Source organism: Corynebacterium sp. UBA4397, assembly GCF_002390965.1.
GTDB lineage: Bacteria > Actinomycetota > Actinomycetes > Mycobacteriales > Mycobacteriaceae > Corynebacterium > Corynebacterium flavescens.
In genome coordinates this window covers 81,680-98,465 of the sequence record NZ_DGRD01000031.1, presented here as the reverse complement: position 1 = coordinate 98,465, position 16,786 = coordinate 81,680, and the positions used below count along the sequence as shown (strand labels likewise).

General features: G+C 59.7%; 17 protein-coding genes. 16 read left to right on the top strand and 1 reads right to left on the bottom strand.

Features of this window, described 5'->3' with window-relative positions; genetic code table 11:
- Nucleotides 1–73: 73 nt before the first annotated feature.
- The 5 genes from rbfA to B2696_RS07150 are packed head-to-tail and all read left to right on the top strand — an operon-like array spanning nt 74 to nt 4,333.
- The gene (gene rbfA, locus B2696_RS07170; protein ID WP_075731181.1) at nt 74–517 is read left to right on the top strand and encodes a 30S ribosome-binding factor RbfA; all 444 of its coding nucleotides are present in this window, start codon (nt 74–76) and stop codon (nt 515–517) included.
- The gene (locus B2696_RS07165) at nt 518–1,480 is read left to right on the top strand and encodes a DHH family phosphoesterase (protein WP_075730000.1); all 963 of its coding nucleotides are present in this window, start codon (nt 518–520) and stop codon (nt 1,478–1,480) included.
- Between the two features lie 29 nt (nt 1,481–1,509).
- The gene (locus tag B2696_RS07160; protein WP_276622932.1) at nt 1,510–2,835 is read left to right on the top strand and encodes an MATE family efflux transporter; all 1,326 of its coding nucleotides are present in this window, start codon (nt 1,510–1,512) and stop codon (nt 2,833–2,835) included.
- Nucleotides 2,836–2,851: 16 nt separating this feature from the next.
- Nucleotides 2,852–3,655, top strand: coding sequence for a metallophosphoesterase family protein (locus B2696_RS07155; RefSeq protein WP_286954719.1), 804 nt, complete (start codon nt 2,852–2,854; stop codon nt 3,653–3,655).
- Nucleotides 3,656–4,333, top strand: a complete 678-nt coding sequence (locus B2696_RS07150; protein WP_286954718.1) for a 4'-phosphopantetheinyl transferase family protein — start codon at nt 3,656–3,658, stop codon at nt 4,331–4,333. It begins immediately after the preceding gene.
- Between the two features lie 61 nt (nt 4,334–4,394).
- Here B2696_RS07150 and truB read toward each other — a convergent pair whose 3' ends face one another.
- The gene (truB, locus tag B2696_RS07145) at nt 4,395–5,288 is read right to left on the bottom strand and encodes a tRNA pseudouridine(55) synthase TruB (protein ID WP_286954717.1); all 894 of its coding nucleotides are present in this window, start codon (nt 5,286–5,288) and stop codon (nt 4,395–4,397) included.
- Here truB and B2696_RS07140 point away from each other — a divergent pair.
- From B2696_RS07140 to B2696_RS07090, 11 genes are all read left to right on the top strand, one after another.
- Complete coding sequence (locus B2696_RS07140) at nt 5,287–6,366, top strand: bifunctional riboflavin kinase/FAD synthetase (protein ID WP_376778847.1); 1,080 nt, start codon at nt 5,287–5,289, stop codon at nt 6,364–6,366. The two genes, truB and B2696_RS07140, sit on opposite strands and share 2 nt — an antisense overlap.
- A complete protein-coding gene (locus B2696_RS07135; RefSeq protein WP_286954716.1) occupies nt 6,363–7,295 on the top strand; it encodes a nucleoside hydrolase in 933 nt (310 codons plus the stop codon). Before B2696_RS07140 ends, B2696_RS07135 begins: the two co-directional genes overlap by 4 nt.
- Nucleotides 7,296–7,433: 138 nt before the next feature.
- Entirely contained in the window at nt 7,434–7,703 is a 270-nt protein-coding gene (rpsO, locus tag B2696_RS07130; protein ID WP_075729993.1) for a 30S ribosomal protein S15, read from the top strand.
- A 257-nt stretch (nt 7,704–7,960) separates the two neighbouring features.
- Nucleotides 7,961–10,201, top strand: a complete 2,241-nt coding sequence (locus B2696_RS07125; protein ID WP_075729992.1) for a polyribonucleotide nucleotidyltransferase — start codon at nt 7,961–7,963, stop codon at nt 10,199–10,201.
- A gap of 137 nt (nt 10,202–10,338) precedes the next feature.
- Nucleotides 10,339–10,689 (top strand): hypothetical protein, encoded by a 351-nt coding sequence (locus B2696_RS07120; protein WP_286954712.1) that lies wholly within the window; start codon nt 10,339–10,341, stop codon nt 10,687–10,689.
- The gene (locus tag B2696_RS07115; RefSeq protein ID WP_286954710.1) at nt 10,677–10,949 is read left to right on the top strand and encodes a hypothetical protein; all 273 of its coding nucleotides are present in this window, start codon (nt 10,677–10,679) and stop codon (nt 10,947–10,949) included. Before B2696_RS07120 ends, B2696_RS07115 begins: the two co-directional genes overlap by 13 nt.
- 36 nt (nt 10,950–10,985) lie before the next feature.
- Nucleotides 10,986–11,996, top strand: a complete 1,011-nt coding sequence (locus B2696_RS07110; protein WP_286954708.1) for a permease — start codon at nt 10,986–10,988, stop codon at nt 11,994–11,996.
- Between the two features lie 128 nt (nt 11,997–12,124).
- Complete coding sequence (gene dapB, locus B2696_RS07105) at nt 12,125–12,871, top strand: 4-hydroxy-tetrahydrodipicolinate reductase (protein ID WP_286954706.1); 747 nt, start codon at nt 12,125–12,127, stop codon at nt 12,869–12,871.
- A 4-nt stretch (nt 12,872–12,875) separates the two neighbouring features.
- The gene (thyX, locus tag B2696_RS07100; RefSeq protein WP_075729989.1) at nt 12,876–13,622 is read left to right on the top strand and encodes an FAD-dependent thymidylate synthase; all 747 of its coding nucleotides are present in this window, start codon (nt 12,876–12,878) and stop codon (nt 13,620–13,622) included.
- Nucleotides 13,623–13,722: 100 nt separating this feature from the next.
- Entirely contained in the window at nt 13,723–14,637 is a 915-nt protein-coding gene (dapA, locus tag B2696_RS07095; RefSeq protein WP_075729988.1) for a 4-hydroxy-tetrahydrodipicolinate synthase, read from the top strand.
- The gene (locus B2696_RS07090; RefSeq protein ID WP_286954702.1) at nt 14,634–16,754 is read left to right on the top strand and encodes a ribonuclease J; all 2,121 of its coding nucleotides are present in this window, start codon (nt 14,634–14,636) and stop codon (nt 16,752–16,754) included. The genes dapA and B2696_RS07090 overlap by 4 nt, the downstream gene beginning before the upstream one ends.
- Nucleotides 16,755–16,786 lie beyond the last annotated feature (32 nt).

Genomic DNA, 16,786 nt, shown 5'->3' with positions numbered 1-16,786 from the left:
CGATTGCCGGGTGAAAGTGAGACTGCTCGGAAAGACCACGCGACGTATGGAGTCGCAGAGGAAGGTGGACACCATGGCAGACCACGCACGTGCTGCACGAATGTCGAAGAGAATCCAGGAAATAGTTGCCGTAGCCATTGAGCGCGAGGTCAAGGACCGGCGCCTGGAGTTAGTAACCATCACGGATACCCGAGTAACGGGTGACCTCCATGATGCGACGGTGTATTACACGGTCCGCGGCAAGGAGATTGGCCAGGAGCCAGACTATGCCCAAGCCGCAGAGGCGCTACATCGTGCCCGTGGTCAGCTGCGCAAGATCGTAGGAGACCAGCTCTCGGTTCGTTTTACTCCCACGCTGAGCTTTGAGCTTGACACTGTGCCGGAGTCATCCGCGCACATGGAGCAGCTCTTGGCACGCGCCCGCGCGCGCGACGAGGAATTGGCCAAGCTGAAGGAAAATGCCCAGCCTGCGGGGGAGGCAGATCCTTATAAGGACTCCACGAAGGAAGAAAGCTAGGTGTCGCGCACCGACTATGCCGGCGCGGTCAACGCGCTGGTGGATGCCGGCAGCATCTGCGTGGTCACGCACGTGCGCCCCGATGCCGATGCCATTGGTTCGGCAACGGCGCTCATGTTGGGCTTGCGCCAGCGTGGGAAGGAAGTGCGTGCGCTCATCGGTCAGGACCGCGAGATTTCCGGCAACCTTTTGAGCATTCCCAAGTCCGAGGAGATCGAGCTGACGCAGGAGTTGCCGCTGGGCTTCGACCTTTATGTCACTGTAGATTGCGGCGCGCTAGATCGCACCGGCTACCTGGCACCGGGGCTGGAGCGCGCCCGCGAGGAGGGTCGGCTCTTGTGCATCGATCATCACGCCTCCAACGAGGGGTTTGGCTCAGTCAACCTCGTAGACGTAGCCTGTGAGTCCACCACAGTGGTCTTGATTGACGTGATGGACAAGATGTCGCTGCAGGTAGATCGTGCTATTGCACACTGCCTGTATGCGGGGCTGGTCACGGATACAGGCAGCTTCCGCTGGGGCCGTCCTAGCATGCACACGCTGGCCGCACGCTTGATGCGCTACGGCCTGGACACCAAGCAGATTGCTGTCGACTTGCTCGATTCCACCACTGTGGAAGATATTCAAATGCTGGGACGCGTTTTCCAAAGCCTGTCCATTGAGCAGGCCGGTGCACATAGCTTAGGTATTCTGGTGGCAAGCCTGGATGATATCGGTGGGCACACGGACTCCGCTGTAGAGTCCTTGGTCGACTTCGTCCGTGCGCTCGAAGGAACAGATATGGGTGTGGTGTTCAAGGAAATGGCGCCTCAGGTCTGGGCCGTTTCCTTGCGATCTTCCACCATCAACTGCGCAGAAATTGCCCTGCGTATGGGAGGTGGAGGGCACCTTCCTGCGGCGGGTTATACCGCGCACGGAACGGCCAGTGAGGCGGTGGCGCAACTAGTTGAGGTCATGTCTTGATAAGGCGCCGGCAGCCGGGCTCCGATGACGTGCACGCGGATAGAGGTGAGGTAGCGGCTGGCACGGTTCGTGCTTGGGACGTGTTCCGCTTGGCAGTCCCTGCCTTGGGAGTCCTCGCGGCTATGCCGCTTTATCTCCTTTTTGATACTGCTATTGTTGGCCGTCAACTGGGCTCCCAGGACTTGGCTTCCCTCGCTGCGGCAGCGACTGTACACTCCGTTGTGACCACCCAGCTGACTTTTCTTTCCTATGGCACAACTGCGCGCTCGGCCCGCCTTTATGGAGCGGGAAGGCGGCAAGAAGCCGTCGCCGAAGGAGTTCAGGCCACCTATATTGCACTCGGCGTCGGTCTGCTCTTGGCCGCGATCATCTGGATTGGCGCGGGCTTCTTCGCGCAGCTGTTAACGGGCAACCCCACTACCGCGGAGGGCGCCGCCCTATGGATGCGCATCGCGGCCTTCGCCATTCCCCTTACTCTCGTTGAGATGGCGGGAAATGGCTGGATGCGCGGAGTACAAAATACTACGAAGCCGCTGCTTTTTACGCTTGCTGGGCTCATTCCGGGTGCGGCCGCAGTTCCGCTTTTCGTGCACTGGTGGGGGTTGGCGGGATCTGCATGGGCCACGGTCTTGGGGATGGGAATCATCGCAGTGGCCTTTCTGGTGGAGCTGGCCCGCGAGCACAAGGGGAGCTGGCGTTTTCGAATGGACGTCGTCAAGCGGCAGCTTGTCTTGGGGCGCGACCTTATTTTGCGCTCGGCGAGCTTCCAAGTGGCGTTCTTGTCAGCGGCGGCAGTGGCCGCGCGCTTTGGAACCTCATCCCTAGCGGCACACCAGATTATGATGCAGCTGTGGAACTTCTTGAGCCTCGTACTCGACGCCTTGGCGATCGCGGCCCAAAGCCTCACAGGAGCCGCGCTGGGGGCTGGCTCCATCAAGAAGGCGCGCGGGGTAGGCCTGCGCGTCGTGGCCTACTCCACGGCTTTCTCTCTGCTGCTGGACATAGGCATTTTTATGGGATCAGGCGCCATTCCGCGTTTGTTTAGTACTGATACCTCGGTGCTCGATGCCATGGCTACTCCCTGGCTCATCATGGTGGCCATGATCGCCTGCGGGGGAGTGGTCTTCGCCTTGGATGGGGTTTTGCTTGGCGCCGGAGACGCCGCTTTTCTGCGCACAATAACCATCGCCTCCGTGGTGTGCGGATTCCTCCCCGGAGTCTGGCTGGCCTATTTGCTCGATGCCGGACTGGCGGGAGTGTGGTGCGGGCTCGGAGCATTCATTGCCTTCCGCATGATAGCGGTGGTCCTCCGCTTCCAGTCAATGAAATGGGCTGTGGTAGAAACTAAGCAGTAGAGAAAGGATGGCAGCCATGGCAACGCTTTGGGCAGTCTCAGATCTCCACGCTGCGGTAAAGATTAACGGCGGGAGGATCGACGAGCTAGTGCCGCCCGATCCTGCGGACTGGCTCATCGTCGCCGGAGACGTGGCCGAGCGCACGGAGTTGGTACTGCGGATTCTCCACGAGCTGCAACGGCGCTACGCCCAGGTTATCTGGGTGCCGGGCAATCACGAGCTATTCTCGCGTTCCCAAGACCGATTCCAAGGCCGCGAGAAGTATACCGAGCTGGTAGAAGGCTGCCGTGAGATAGGCGTGATAACCCCGGAAGATCCTTATCCGGTCTTCGCTGGAGTGACAATAGTGCCGCTGTTTACCCTCTACGACTACAGTTTCCGTCCCGCGGGCACCACGGTTGAGCAGGCCATTGAGAATGCCAAGGCCAAGCAGATCATCATGACCGATGAGTTCGCCATAGCGCCTTTTGTTGACATCCGTGCGTGGTGCTGGGACCGCTTGGCCTATTCGATAAAGCGCCTTTCGCGGGTTGAGGGGCCGACCATCCTTATCAACCACTGGCCCCTTGTCCAAGAACCGACGCTGCGCATGCGCTGGGCTGAGATCGCGCTGTGGTGCGGGACTCGCCATACTCGCTCCTGGCCGCGGCGCTACCACGCCCAAGCGGTGATCTATGGGCATCTCCATATGCCCTCCGTGCTTACTGTGGACGGGGTGGAGCATATTGAGGTCTCCCTGGGATATCCCCGGGAATGGCAGGCCCATGGAGACATCCAACCTTGGCCCTATCCGGTCTTGAGTACGCAGGAGGCGAATTAGATGATAGAGCCGAACTTGTTCCCAGATTCTGCGCGCTATTGCTACGTGCGAACGCAGCCGGAGTATTCGGATCTCCTCAACTTCTCGCAGCTGGATCCGCGTGAGCAATCCCTAGTTTCCCAGGCGGTTGATAGCCGCAAGGCGGAGTTCGGGGACGCGCGGTGGTGTGCCCACCAGGCGCTGCACGAGCTCGGTAGTTCCGTCGGTGAGCTGATATTGCGGGGCGAGCGCGGCATGCCCTTGTGGCCACGTGGCTTCGTGGGTTCCATGACTCATACGGATGGCTTGCGCGCGGCCGTGGTAGCACCCTCGCGTGAGATTCGCTCGATGGGATTGGATGCCGAACCTGCGGAGCCGCTGCCGGAAAACGTGCTGACCATGATCGCACGTGCCGGGGAATTAGAGCAGCTGGGCCGGCTGCGAGAGGCAGGGGTTAGCTGCTCTGACCGCTTGCTCTTTTGCGCCAAGGAAGCCACGTATAAGGCCTGGTTCCCATTGACGCATCGCTGGCTTGATTTTGACCAGGCAGAGATAGATCTGCGCGAAGACGGAACTCTCATCGCCTATATTCTTGCCCGTCCCACCCCGGTGCCGCTCATCAACGGGCGCTGGACCATCCGGGATGGCTACGTGATTGTCTCTACCGTGGTGCCGACCATTGCTGACTTCGCCCGCTAAATTGAGCCCTCTAGGCGTGGTCTGAAGAAATACCGCAGGAAGGCCAGCCGGAAGTCCCTGACTAGAGCGTTGAGGGCCGTGCTACAAAGACGGTGGCCAGGCGTTTGCCCTTCTCCTGAATCAGGGCAACGGCGCGGCCATCCGGGCTAACGGCGGCGTGAATACCTTTCAGGCCACGGGGTTCCAGCCACTTGCCCATCGCCAGGGCTGCGGCTTCTTCTGCGGTGACATCGACGACGGCGTAGCAGGAGGTAAGGGCCTCGTCGAGACTAAGCGACAGGTGCGGATTGGCCTCAAGTTCCTTTAATGTCCGGGCGTTCTCGAGGCCGAAAGGACCGACGGTGGTGCGTCGAAGTGCAGTGAGGTGCCCGCCCACTCCGAGGTTCTCACCGAGGTCGCGCGCGAGGGAGCGGATGTAGGTGCCCGAGGAACAGCGCACTGAGACGTCGAGATCGAGGAAGCCCTCCGTGCGCCGCGAATCAAGCACGTCGAAAGCACTGACGGTCACGGGGCGCGCGGGAATCTCCACTTCCTCGCCCGAGCGAACACGCTCGTGGGCGCGGCGTCCATCAATCTTGATGGCGGAGACCGCTGCGGGGCGTTGCATGATGTCACCGGTCAGGCGTGCAATTGCGGCAGCCACCGCGGCATCTGCGACCTCGTCGGCGCTGTGCCCCCAGGTCTTCTCACCCTCCGCGTCGTCCGTATGGGTGGCAAAGCCCAGCCGGATGGTGGCGTCATAAGACTTTGTCGAGGCGACAAGGTGCGCCAGGAATTTGGTACCGCGCTCGATCCCCAGCACCAAGACCCCTGTTGCCATGGGGTCGAGCGTGCCCGCGTGACCTACCTTCTTGGTGTGAAAGTAGCGGCGCACACGCCCGACGACGTCGTGCGATGTCAACCCGGCTGGCTTGTCCACGATGAGTAGTCCGGAGGAGGCGAGAGCGTCAGTCATGCCCTGCAGTCTATGTCACCCCCGCGCGTGCTCTAACATAGAGCCCGTGGATATTTGGTACGGAATCGAGGACATCCCCGCCGATCTCGGCGCGACGGCGGTGACGATAGGCGTCTTTGATGGCCTCCATCGCGGACATCAGCAGCTGATTAAGGCCACGGTCGCGCATGCGAAGGCAGAACACCTCGTGCCGGTCATGGTTACCTTCGATCCCCACCCGGTTTCAGTGTTTTTGCCTGAGCGCGCTCCGGTATCGGTCATTAGCTTTGAGCGCCGCCTGCAATTGGCGGAGCAGATGGGCATCCAGGCGGTCCTCGTGATTGATTTCACCAAGGAGCTCGTCGGCCTCGATGCCCGGCAGTACGTGGAGACCATGGTGGTCAACGCCTTGCATGCGCGCCACGTCGTAGTGGGGGAGAACTTCAGCTTCGGCGCTGATGCGGCAGGCACGGCGCAGGTTATGGCGCAGCTCGGGAAAGAGTATGGGTTTAGCGTGGATATTATCGCCCTGCTTAACGACGGCGGGGTCAACATCTGTTCGACCAACATCCGCGCCGCCTTGGTCGCAGGTGATATCCGCAGCGCCAACTGGGCGCTGGGCAGGCACTTTACCGTCACCGGGCCGGTGGTGCGTGGCGCTGGTCGAGGAGGCCGCGAACTTGGATTTCCCACCGCCAACCAGTACTTCCCCGATACCACCGCCATTCCGGCGGATGGAGTCTACGCGGGCTGGTTTATTATCGAGCCCTGCGCAGCGCCGGTCCAAGGAAACATGGAGCCGGGACGGGCCTATGCGGCGGCAATCTCGGTGGGCACCAACCCTACCTTTGGCGATGAGGAACGCTCCATCGAGTCCTTTGTCCTCGACCGTGAGGCCGATCTCTACGGACATGAGGCCACAGTGAAGTTCGTTGATCACCTCAGGGACATGGTCAAGTTCAACTCGGTCGATGAGCTGCTGGCAGCAATGGCGCGGGACGTATCGGCCGCGCGGAAGGTTCTTGCCCGTGACGCGCAGGAGCGGGGATGGGCCCTCGACGAGTACTTCTTGCGGGTCTCACCGGTTGAGTCCTCATGAAAGTCATCTTGGATCTCGATACCGGTATCGATGACGCATTGGCCCTGGCCTATGCCTTGGCCCATCCCAATCTGGAGCTCATCGGCGTTACCAGTACCTATGGCAATGTCACGGTGGAGCAGGGAGTGCGCAATACGCTTGCCCTGCTCGAGCTGCTTGGTGCACCCGAAGTCCCCGTTTTCCTAGGTTCAGAGCGGCCAGGCTTTCGGGTGCAGCCTATTTCCGCATTTATCCACGGCGCCAACGGGCTGGGGCAGGTGGAGATACCTGCACCGCGGCGCGGGCCGGCCGAGGCAACGGCGGTAGACTTTTTGGTTTCTTCCTTTGCACGCTATGGCGAGGATCTCACCGTGATCCCCACGGGGCCTTCAACGACGATTGCTGCGGCGATGAGCTCCAGCCCGGAGTTCGCGCGCCAGGCTCGAATCGTCATGATGGGCGGAGCCCTGACCGTGCCGGGCAACGTGAGTGCTTGGGCAGAGGCGAATGTCTCCCAAGATCCGGAGGCGAGCGATGCCGTATTCCGGCAGGGCGGCAATATCACGATGGTGGGCCTCGACGTCACGCTGCAGACCCTCTTGCGGGCCAATGACACCGCGCGGTGGAGGCGGACGGAGACCGCCGCTGGGCGTGCGTATGCAGAGATGGCGAACTACTACATTCGTGCCTATGCCACGACATCGCCCCACCTCGGTGGCTGCGGATTACATGATCCTCTGGCGGTCGCCGTCGCGGCGGACCCTTCTCTAGTAACTGTCTTTGATACCAACCTTAAATGCGATACCACAGGGCCTACTCGCGGCCGCACCATTGGCGATGAAACGCGCTTAGCAGACCCACTAAAAACCGCGCATGTGGCAATTGAAGTAGATGTCCCGCGCTTTGTCGCAACCTTCGTTGACACCCTCGAAGAGTACTTCCAGGCCTGAGAAGCTCTGTTTTGGAAAGCCCATCATCTTCCGGTAGAATCTCCCCTCGGCTTAGCTACTGCGGTCCACAGCAGTTGCGGCGGCGCTTTAAAGCGCGGGAATTTCATGTGGACTGAAATATAATTAGGAGATTTACTCATGGCATTGACCACTGAGCGCAAGGCAGAAATCCTCAAGGAATTTGGCCTGCACGAGACCGATACCGGATCCCCCGAGGCACAGGTTGCACTGTTGACGGATCGCATCAACACCCTGACCGAGCACCTGAAGTCCCACAAGCACGATCACCACTCCCGTCGTGGTCTGTTGCTGATGGTTGGTCGCCGTCGTGGACTGCTGAAGTACCTGGCAGCCAACAACGTTGACCGCTACCGCGACCTCATTGCTCGCTTGGGTCTGCGCCGCTAGTCCCCGCAGTATCGAGTCTTAAGCCGAGGGTATTACTCGGCGAGGTAGAACCTCACTTTCCGTATCTTCCCAGTTACGCGCGCTTTCCTTCTTAGGAGGAAGAGCCGCTTGCCGGGGAGTTGGGAGGTGAGGTTTTTCTGTTTTCCCAGCCGAGTCATCGAAACCGCAGGAAACCTGTTAGAATTGTGCAGCATTGTCATAGACAAAATCTGGCGGCACCGACGATCGCCACACATACTCAAGGAGAAATGCATTTAATGAGCGCTAAAAACGCCGTTGAGTTCAATGTAGATGAAGACTTCGGTATCACCGAAGCAATCGCCACCATTGATAATGGCGACTTTGGTACCCGCACCATTCGTTTCGAAACCGGGCAGCTTGCCCGCCAAGCGGATGGTTCCGTCACCACCTATCTCGACGATGACACGATGTTGCTGGCCACCACCACGGCCTCCAACCAGCCCCGCGAGGGCTTTGACTTCTTCCCCCTGACCGTGGACGTGGAAGAGCGTATGTACGCCGCAGGCAAGATCCCCGGCTCTTTCTTCCGCCGTGAGGGTCGTCCCTCCACCGCCGCCATTTTGGCGTGTCGCCTCATTGACCGCCCGTTGCGCCCCACATTTGTTAAGGGTCTGCGCAACGAGGTGCAGGTCATTATCACCGTGCTTTCCATGGCTCCTCAGGAGTACTACGACGTTGTCGCTATCAATGGCGCCTCTGCCGCAACCCAGCTCTCGGGGCTTCCAGTCTCCGGCGCAGTAGGAGGTGTACGTCTGGCTCTCTTGGCTGATGACAAGCACCCCAAGGGTCAGTGGGTGGCTTTCCCCAACGAAGAGCAGCACGAGCGCGCTTTGTTCGAGATGGTTGTTGCCGGACGCATGGTGAAGAAGGGTCGCAAGGAAGACGTTGCCATCATGATGGTGGAGGCCGGTGCCGGCGTCCACGTTGCTGAGCGCATCAAGGAAGGCGCTCCTGCACCGCAGGAGTCCACCGTTGCGGAGGGAATTGAGGCTGCAAAGCCTTTCATCAAGACCCTTTGTGAGGCCCAGGCTGGGCTGGCTGAGCGTGCCGCCAAGGATGTCCAGAAGTTCCCGCTCTTCCCGGCATATGGCGAGGACGTCTTCGCAGCCGTGCACAAGGCCGCTGCTAAGCAGCTCGAGAAGCTGCTGACCATTCCTGGCAAGCAGGAGCGCGACGAGGCTACCAATGAGCACATGGTGCAGGTTGAAGAGAAGCTCATCGGCCGCTTCGACGTTGCTGATGCTTCCAAGCAGATCCGTGCTGCTTATAACGCCGTCATGAAGGACATTGTCCGTCATAAGATCCTCACAGAGGGCTTCCGCATCGATGGCCGTGGCGTCACCGACATCCGTGATCTTTCCGTCGAGGTGGATCTTGTCCCGCGCGCACACGGTTCTTCGCTCTTCGAGCGTGGCGAAACCCAAATCCTGGGTATTACTACCCTGGACATGCTCAAGATGGAGCAGCAGATCGATTCGCTGACCCCAGAGCTGAGCAAGCGCTACATTCACCACTACAACTTCCCGCCGTACTCTACGGGCGAGACCGGCCGTGTCGGTTCCCCGAAGCGGCGCGAAATCGGCCACGGAGCGCTTGCTGAGCGCGCGCTCTTGCCGGTCATTCCCTCCCGTGAGGACTTCCCCTACGCCATCCGCCAGGTTTCTGAGGCACTTAGCTCTAACGGTTCTACCTCCATGGGTTCCGTCTGTGCCTCGACCCTGTCCCTCTACAACGCTGGTGTGCCGCTGAAGGCTCCCGTAGCGGGCATCGCCATGGGTCTCGTCTCCGGCGAGGTCGAGGGCAAGGAGAAATTTGTCGCGTTGACGGATATCCTCGGCGCCGAGGATGCCTTCGGTGACATGGACTTCAAAGTCGCTGGTACGTCCGAGTTCATTACCGCCCTGCAGCTCGATACCAAGCTTGACGGTATTCCTTCCCGCGTCTTGGCAGACGCACTCGAGCAGGCCCGCGATGCGCGTAACACCATCCTGGAGACCATGGCTGAGATCATCGAAGGCCCGGATGAGATGTCCTCACTCGCCCCGAAGATCACCTCGGTCAAGATTCCGATCTCCAAGATCGGTGAGCTCATCGGCCCGAAGGGCAAGACCATCAACACCATCACGGATGAAACTGGTGCTGATATCTCCATCGATGATGACGGAACCGTCTACGTCTCCGCTATCACCGGTGACGCCGCAGACCAGGCTCTGGACAAGGTCAACGCCATTGCCAATCCGCAGCTGCCCAAGGTCGGGGAGCGCTACCTAGGCACGGTTGTTAAGACCGTTCCTTTCGGCGCATTTGTGTCCCTGACCCCGTCTCGCGATGGACTCATCCACATCTCCAAGCTGGGTGGGGACGAGCGCATTGAAAAGGTCGAAGACGTCATCAACGTCGGCGACAAGGTGCAGGTCGAAATCGCAGACATCGACAACCGCGGGAAGATCTCCCTCGTCCCCGTCGAAGAGGACTAGTCTTTAAAAGGACTCACACTGCTAAGAAGCAGCCCTTCACACCAGTTTCATTTCGGTGCGAAGGGCTGCTTCTCTTTAGCGAAGGCGCATCGTGGCCAGGATGGACTATAGTGTGCTTCGTCCATCGTGGAGGCTCAATGAAGATAGCAGTGCGCAGGGCACTGTCTTGTGTCGTTGGACTCTTCGCCATCGCGGTATTCTATTTGGCCCTGACCGGGAAGTTCAGCGCCTATGTCAACCCGCGCTTCTTCTGGCTCCTCATTCTCGCGGGCCTAGTTCTCGCCACAGCGGTCATAGGCTCGTCCGCGCGTCTGCGCCTACCTAAGATTGCCTTTATTCTCCTCGTGCCTCTGGCATTGATTTGGATCGCGGAGCCTGGGCAATTGGGAGCTTCGATGGCGAGGCAACAGTCGCTGGCCCCGCTTCCGGCTGGTGGTACATTCCCGGCTTTGCGCCCGGGACTAAACCAGGTGGAATGCGGGAGCTAAATGCACGTTCACGCCTAGAGCCGGAGATCACCATCGGCGCCGAAGTGGCAGTGATGGGTTTTGCCGTTGCAGAGGGTGAGAACTGGCGCCTGGCCCGCTTTACAATGCCATGCTGTGCCGCCGATGCCGTAGCCTATTTTGCGGATCTGGACCTGTTGCATTGGTCTCCGGGAATCGGCCAAGGCCTCAAAGAAGATGAATGGTACACCGTTTATGCCACGGTCAGGATGTCTCCACCGAGCATCCCGTCCTTGCGGTGAGCAGAATTGAGAGCGCAGACGTGCCGGGAGATCCCTATGAGTATTAAGCACCAGCACTTCTCAGTGTCCGAGCGCGAATCTTTTGCCGAGATCCGAGCTCGCCTGTGGCAGATCGCGGTGTGGAGCATGGTGGTATGCCTACTTGGCTGCGGCGTGTTGCTTTCCATCGGTGCTCCTGTCCACCTTCAAGGAAGGGTGGAAGCCTGGGCTACGTTGACCGTGGCTATTGTTTTTCAAGCCGCTCCCTTTCTTGTTCTAGGCGTCACCCTTTCGGCAGGGATCGCACTCTTCGTACCGGAGACGGCGTTTCTTCGCATGTGCAGGCTCCCGCGAGCTGCCTTGATTCCAGGTCTTGCCGGGGCGGGTGCTCTAGTACCGGGATGCGAGTGCTCCACCGTGCCGGTGGTGAAGTCCTTGATCAATAGAGGTGTTCCTCCGGCTGCTGCGCTCTCTTTCATGTTGGCCAGTCCCACCATCAACCCCATAGTTTTGGTTGCCACCGCGGTCGCGTTTCCCGCTGCACCACAGATGGTGTGGGCGCGCTTGGGTGCAGGCTTATTTGCTGCATGTTTGGTTGGAGCCTTGTGGCAGTTGTTGAGTCACACGAGCCGAGGGAAATCCGCCAAGCATGGCCTGCAAGATGAGCACTCCGGGCACCAGCCCGATGATTGCCATCATCACGAGCACGAGGCAGGTGGTCGTTGGCGCGGGTTCTGTGAGCATGTGACCAGAGAGTTTGCCTCGGCGGGAGGATTTCTCGTGATAGGAGCCATGATTGCGGCTTTGCTCAAAGTGGTCATCCCCGCGAGTGTCACGCAGGCGATGGAGAACAACCTGGTGCTGGCGTGCATCTTCATGGCGGCGTCGTTTAGCATGATTTCACCAGTGGCCCTCCTAGTATTTCTCGTGGTGGGGCCCATGGTCGACCTGAAGCTCATCGCTATGCACTATGGGGCTTGGGGAGCGCGTTTCGTCGCAGTATTCGCCCCCTTGACGGTGGTGTGCGCGTTGCTGAGCGCGGTGATGGTAGGAACGGTGCTGTTGTAAAGCCACCGGCTAGATTGTTGCGACGGCCGCGGCGGGGGTTGAGACTTTAGACAACGGCGAACAAGTGGCGCGTTAGACTGGAGCGAGTGCATGGAATCGTTCTCAACGCGTTAAAGGAGTAAAAAGTCATGACCATCAAGGTAGGAGTCCTCGGCGCACACGGCCGGGTAGGCCAAGCAATAGTGGAGGGCGTGAACGCCGCCGCCGATCTGGACTTAGTCGCAGAGGTTGGCCGGGGAGAAGATCTGCAGGTTGTGGTAGATAACGAGGCCCAGGTCATCGTGGATTTCACCCAGCCGGCCGCGGTGATGGGAAACCTCGAGTTCTGTATCAAGCACGGGATTCACTGCGTGGTAGGAACCACCGGCTTCGATGAAGAGAAACTAGCGCAGGTGGAAAAGTGGACCGCAGCTCCTGGTGCCGGACACGTGCTCATTGCGCCCAATTTTGCCATCTCTGCGGTGCTGACCATGGTATTTGCGCGCCAGGCCGCCAAGTTCTTCGAAACCGCCGAGGTAGTTGAGTTTCACCACCCGGCTAAACTTGATGCGCCGTCGGGGACCGCAATTCACACCGCACAAGGAATTGCCGCGGCCCGTAAAGCCGCTGGTTTGGGCGCCATGCCCGATGCCACAGAGCAATCCTTGCCGGGGGCTAGGGGAGCAGACGTCGACGGAATTCCGGTCCACGCGGTCAGAACGCGCGGAATGGTGGCGCATGAGGAGGTTATCTTCGGCGCTCAAGGCCAGTCCCTGACCATCCGCCAAGACTCTTATGACCGTTCCTCCTTTACCCCCGGAGTCTTAGAGGGCGTGCGCAAGATTTCCCAACACCCCGGCCTCGTGGTTGGTCTCGAGAACTACCTGGACCTCTAAGCGCATGGCACAAGCTACGACACTGGCGGTACAACTCATTGCCGCCACAGAGTTCCGTCCCCCTCACGGTGTTGACTGGACCGCGGATGAAACGGCCTCCGATGCCGAGGCTCTGGTCGAGTTCGCTGGGAGGGCCTGCTACGAGTCCTTCAACAAACCCAACCCGCGGACCGCGAGTAACAAGGCATACCTGCGCCATATCTTAGAGGTGGGCCACGACGCGCTGCTGGAGCATTCTACGGCCACGGTTTATATCACGGGGCTGTCGCGCTCAGCCAGCCACGAGCTGGTTCGGCATCGGCATTTTTCCTTCTCGCAGCTATCTCAGCGCTATGTGCACCCAGATGAGACGCGGGTAGTCGTGCCGGAACTCATCGCGCGTGATGAGGAGCTGACGCGGCTTTTCATGCAGGCCATCGACGAATCCCGCTTCGCTTATGATGAGATCCTTTCCTCACTGGAAGGCCGGCTGGAGGAGGCCAACGCGCTGCTGCGCAAGAAGCAGGCTCGGCAGGCCGCGCGCGCGGTGCTCCCCAATGCGACAGAGACCCGCATTGTGGTCACCGGTAACTACCGCGCGTGGCGCCATTTCATCGGTGCTCGCGCCACGGAACAGGCGGACGAAGAGATGCGGGGGCTTGCCATTGCCTGCCTCAAGTTGCTCCAGGAACAATCGCCGGTGCTTTTCGACGACTTCCACATCACCGCCCTGCCCGACGGTTCCGAAATGGCATCGAGTCCCTACGCATAAGCCTGCAGTTGCACTGTGAGGGATGGAGTGGACGCGATAATTGCGCCAACACTAACCTCGATGCGGATTAAAATCTGTGAAGCTGGTAATCTTAACCGCTATGAGCACAGGTATGACAGCGAAGACGGGCGTCGAGACCTTCGGCCACGTCGGCGTAGCCATGGTCACTCCGTTTGACCGTGATGGCGCGCTCGACGTGGAAGCAGGGCGCCGCCTAGCAGCTCATCTCGTCGACAACGGCATCGATTCTCTCATCCTTGCCGGAACTACCGGGGAATCCCCGACCACGACCGTCGAAGAGAAGCTGGCTTTGCTCAAGGCTGTTAAGGAAGAAGTAGGAGATCGCGCCAAGCTCTGCGCCGGCGCGGGAACCAATAACACTGCGACTTCTATCGCCCTCGCGCAGGCCTCCGTGGCCGCCGGCGCCGATAGCTTGTTGCTGGTCAGCCCCTACTACTCCAAGCCATCTCAGGCGGGCGTGTACGCCCACTTCACAGCAATCGCGCAGTCGGTAGACGCACCCATTTGCCTCTATGACATCCCTGGCCGCTCGGGCATCGCCATCGCTTCGGATACAATCCGCAAGCTGGCTGAAGTGCCTAATATCCAGGCAGTAAAGGACGCCAAAGGCGATCTTGGTGCTGCCGCACAACTTATCCGGGAGACGGGACTTGCATGGTTCTCCGGAGACGATCCCTTAAACCTCCCTTGGCTCAGCCTTGGGGCTTCGGGCTTTATCTCCGTTGTTGGCCACGCAGCACCCCGCGCCCTCGTAGATCTCTACGATGCATTCGAGCAAGGTGATCTTGCCCGCGCTCGAGAGATCAACGCCAATACTTTGACCCCGCTTATCCATGCCCAGGCACGGTTGGGCGGAGCAACACTCGCAAAGGCTGCCCTGCGTCTGCAGGGCATCGAAGTAGGAGATCCGCGTCTGCCGGTCGTCGCACCAGATGCCACGCAGATCGAGGAACTCCGCATAGATATGAAAAAGGCTGGAGTCCTTCAAGAATGACTGAACCCCGTAACCGTTCCCGTAAGGTGACCCGCAAGGCTGGTCCGCCCACGGAAACTGAGACCGCCTCCAATGAGGCGGCTTCGCCGGTTTTCCAGGCTCCCGTTTCGGCGGAGCCGCAGAACCAGCAAGAATCTTCCTCTCATGAGGGCGCCGAGAGCAAACGCCGTTCCTCCGAGTCCTCCCAGGATGGGGAGCACGGTGGAAACCGCAAGAGCCGTTCGCGCGGTGGCCGTGGACGCGGTCGCGGCGGCAACGCTAACTCGCATAATTTCCAGCAGGGTGGCGGAAACAGCAACCGCAACAACAATCGTGGTAACAACAACGGAAATAACCGTGGGCGCCGCAACGTGCCGAAGTCGATGCAGGGCGCGGATCTGACTAAGCGTTTGCCCGAGCCTCCTAAGCAGCCGAATGACGCACTGCGCATCTATGCCCTAGGCGGCATTTCGGAGATCGGCCGCAACATGACGGTCTTCGAATACGGCGATGATCTGCTCATCATCGACTGTGGTGTCCTCTTCCCGTCTTCCGGTGAGCCGGGCGTGGACCTCATCCTGCCTGACTTCGGCCCCATCGAAAAGAAGCTGGACAAGATTAAGGCCCTCGTTGTCACCCACGCGCACGAGGATCACATTGGCGCCATTCCGTGGCTGCTCAAGCTGCGCCCGGACATCCCCGTTGTGGCCTCGCGCTTTACCATCGCACTTATCGCTGCCAAGTGTAAAGAGCACCGCCAGAAGCCGAAGTTCGTCGAGGTCAATGAGAAGTCCGATGTGACTTATGGCCCCTTCCGTGTTCGTTTCTGGGCTGTTAACCACTCCATTCCGGATGCTTTGGGCATCATGCTGGGCACCCCTGCCGGCAACATCATCCACACGGGCGATATCAAGCTGGATCAGACCCCGCTGGATCACCGTCCTACGGATCTTCCCGCGCTGTCTCGCTATGGCGATGAGGGCGTGGATCTCATGCTTTGTGATTCGACCAACGCCAATATCCCCGGCGTCTCGGCTTCGGAGGCTGATATTCCCGCCACCTTCAAGCGCTTGGTGGCTGGCGCGAAGCAGCGAGTTATTATCGCGTCCTTTGCTTCTAACGTCTACCGCGTCCAGGCTGCGGTTGATGCAGCTGTGGCCAACGGCCGCAAGGTTGCTTTCAATGGTCGCTCGATGATGCGCAACATGGAGATCGCCGAGAAGATGGGCTTTTTGAAGGTTCCGCGCGGAACCATCATCCCCATCGAAGAAGCTTCCAAGATGGCTCCGCATAAGACGGTCCTTATTACCACCGGTACCCAGGGCGAGCCTATGGCTGCTCTTTCCCGCATGGCACGCCGCGAACACCGGCAGATTACCGTGCGCGATGGTGACCTCATCGTATTCTCCTCCTCGCTCATTCCGGGCAATGAAGAGGCAATCTACGGCGTGATGAACATGCTTTCCCAGATCGGTGCTGAGGTCATCACCAACAAGGAAGCACGCGTTCACTCTTCTGGTCACGGTTATGGTGGAGAACTGTTGTTCCTCTACAACGCCGCTCGTCCGAAGAACGCCATGCCTGTGCACGGCGAGTGGCGCCACCTGCGTGCCAACAAGGAGCTCGCTATTTCCACCGGTGTTCGCCGGGATCGCGTTGTGCTGGCGCAGAACGGCGTTGTCGTTGATTTGCGCAACGGCAGGGCAGAGGTCGTCGGTCAGATCCCGGTGGGCAACCTCTATGTCGATGGTGTGTCCATGGGTGACGTTGACGCCGATACGCTGGCTGACCGCACCAACCTCGGTGCAGGTGGCGTAGTCTCCATCACCTGTGTCATCGACAACCGTACGATGCGCCTCATGGAGCACCCGGCCATCTCCACCACTGGCTTTGCTGATGATGATCGCGGAGTTGTCCCAGAGGTCGCGGAGATCGTCGAGCACACCATGAACGATCTCGCCGCCGAAGGTGAAAACGACACCTACCGCATGGTCCAGAAGCTGCGCCGTAAGGTATCCAAGCTCATGGATTCGAAGTACAAGCGCGAGCCGGTCATCCTTCCGACCATCGTGCCTACCGCTTCCGGCAACATCGTTACAGATGATGATGATGTGGAAGCTTCGCGCGAGTCCCTGTAACTAGGATTCGCTCGTGGCCCACACGGCCTAGG

Bases quoted from the DNA above. Each gene is read 5' to 3' on its own strand.
- B2696_RS07135 (WP_286954716.1), top strand. From the start codon at position 6,363: ATGAAAGTCATCTTGGATCTCGATACCGGTATCGATGACGCATTGGCC.
- rbfA (WP_075731181.1), top strand. From the start codon at position 74: ATGGCAGACCACGCACGTGCTGCACGAATGTCGAAGAGAATCCAGGAA.
- B2696_RS07115 (WP_286954710.1), top strand. From the start codon at position 10,677: ATGCGGGAGCTAAATGCACGTTCACGCCTAGAGCCGGAGATCACCATC.
- B2696_RS07090 (WP_286954702.1), top strand. From the start codon at position 14,634: ATGACTGAACCCCGTAACCGTTCCCGTAAGGTGACCCGCAAGGCTGGT.
- rpsO (WP_075729993.1), top strand. From the start codon at position 7,434: ATGGCATTGACCACTGAGCGCAAGGCAGAAATCCTCAAGGAATTTGGC.
- B2696_RS07120 (WP_286954712.1), top strand. From the start codon at position 10,339: ATGAAGATAGCAGTGCGCAGGGCACTGTCTTGTGTCGTTGGACTCTTC.
- truB (WP_286954717.1), bottom strand. From the start codon at position 5,288: ATGACTGACGCTCTCGCCTCCTCCGGACTACTCATCGTGGACAAGCCA.
- B2696_RS07140 (WP_376778847.1), top strand. From the start codon at position 5,287: ATGCCCTGCAGTCTATGTCACCCCCGCGCGTGCTCTAACATAGAGCCC.
- dapA (WP_075729988.1), top strand. From the start codon at position 13,723: ATGAGCACAGGTATGACAGCGAAGACGGGCGTCGAGACCTTCGGCCAC.
- B2696_RS07125 (WP_075729992.1), top strand. From the start codon at position 7,961: ATGAGCGCTAAAAACGCCGTTGAGTTCAATGTAGATGAAGACTTCGGT.
- dapB (WP_286954706.1), top strand. From the start codon at position 12,125: ATGACCATCAAGGTAGGAGTCCTCGGCGCACACGGCCGGGTAGGCCAA.
- B2696_RS07150 (WP_286954718.1), top strand. From the start codon at position 3,656: ATGATAGAGCCGAACTTGTTCCCAGATTCTGCGCGCTATTGCTACGTG.
- B2696_RS07155 (WP_286954719.1), top strand. From the start codon at position 2,852: ATGGCAACGCTTTGGGCAGTCTCAGATCTCCACGCTGCGGTAAAGATT.
- B2696_RS07110 (WP_286954708.1), top strand. From the start codon at position 10,986: ATGAGTATTAAGCACCAGCACTTCTCAGTGTCCGAGCGCGAATCTTTT.
- thyX (WP_075729989.1), top strand. From the start codon at position 12,876: ATGGCACAAGCTACGACACTGGCGGTACAACTCATTGCCGCCACAGAG.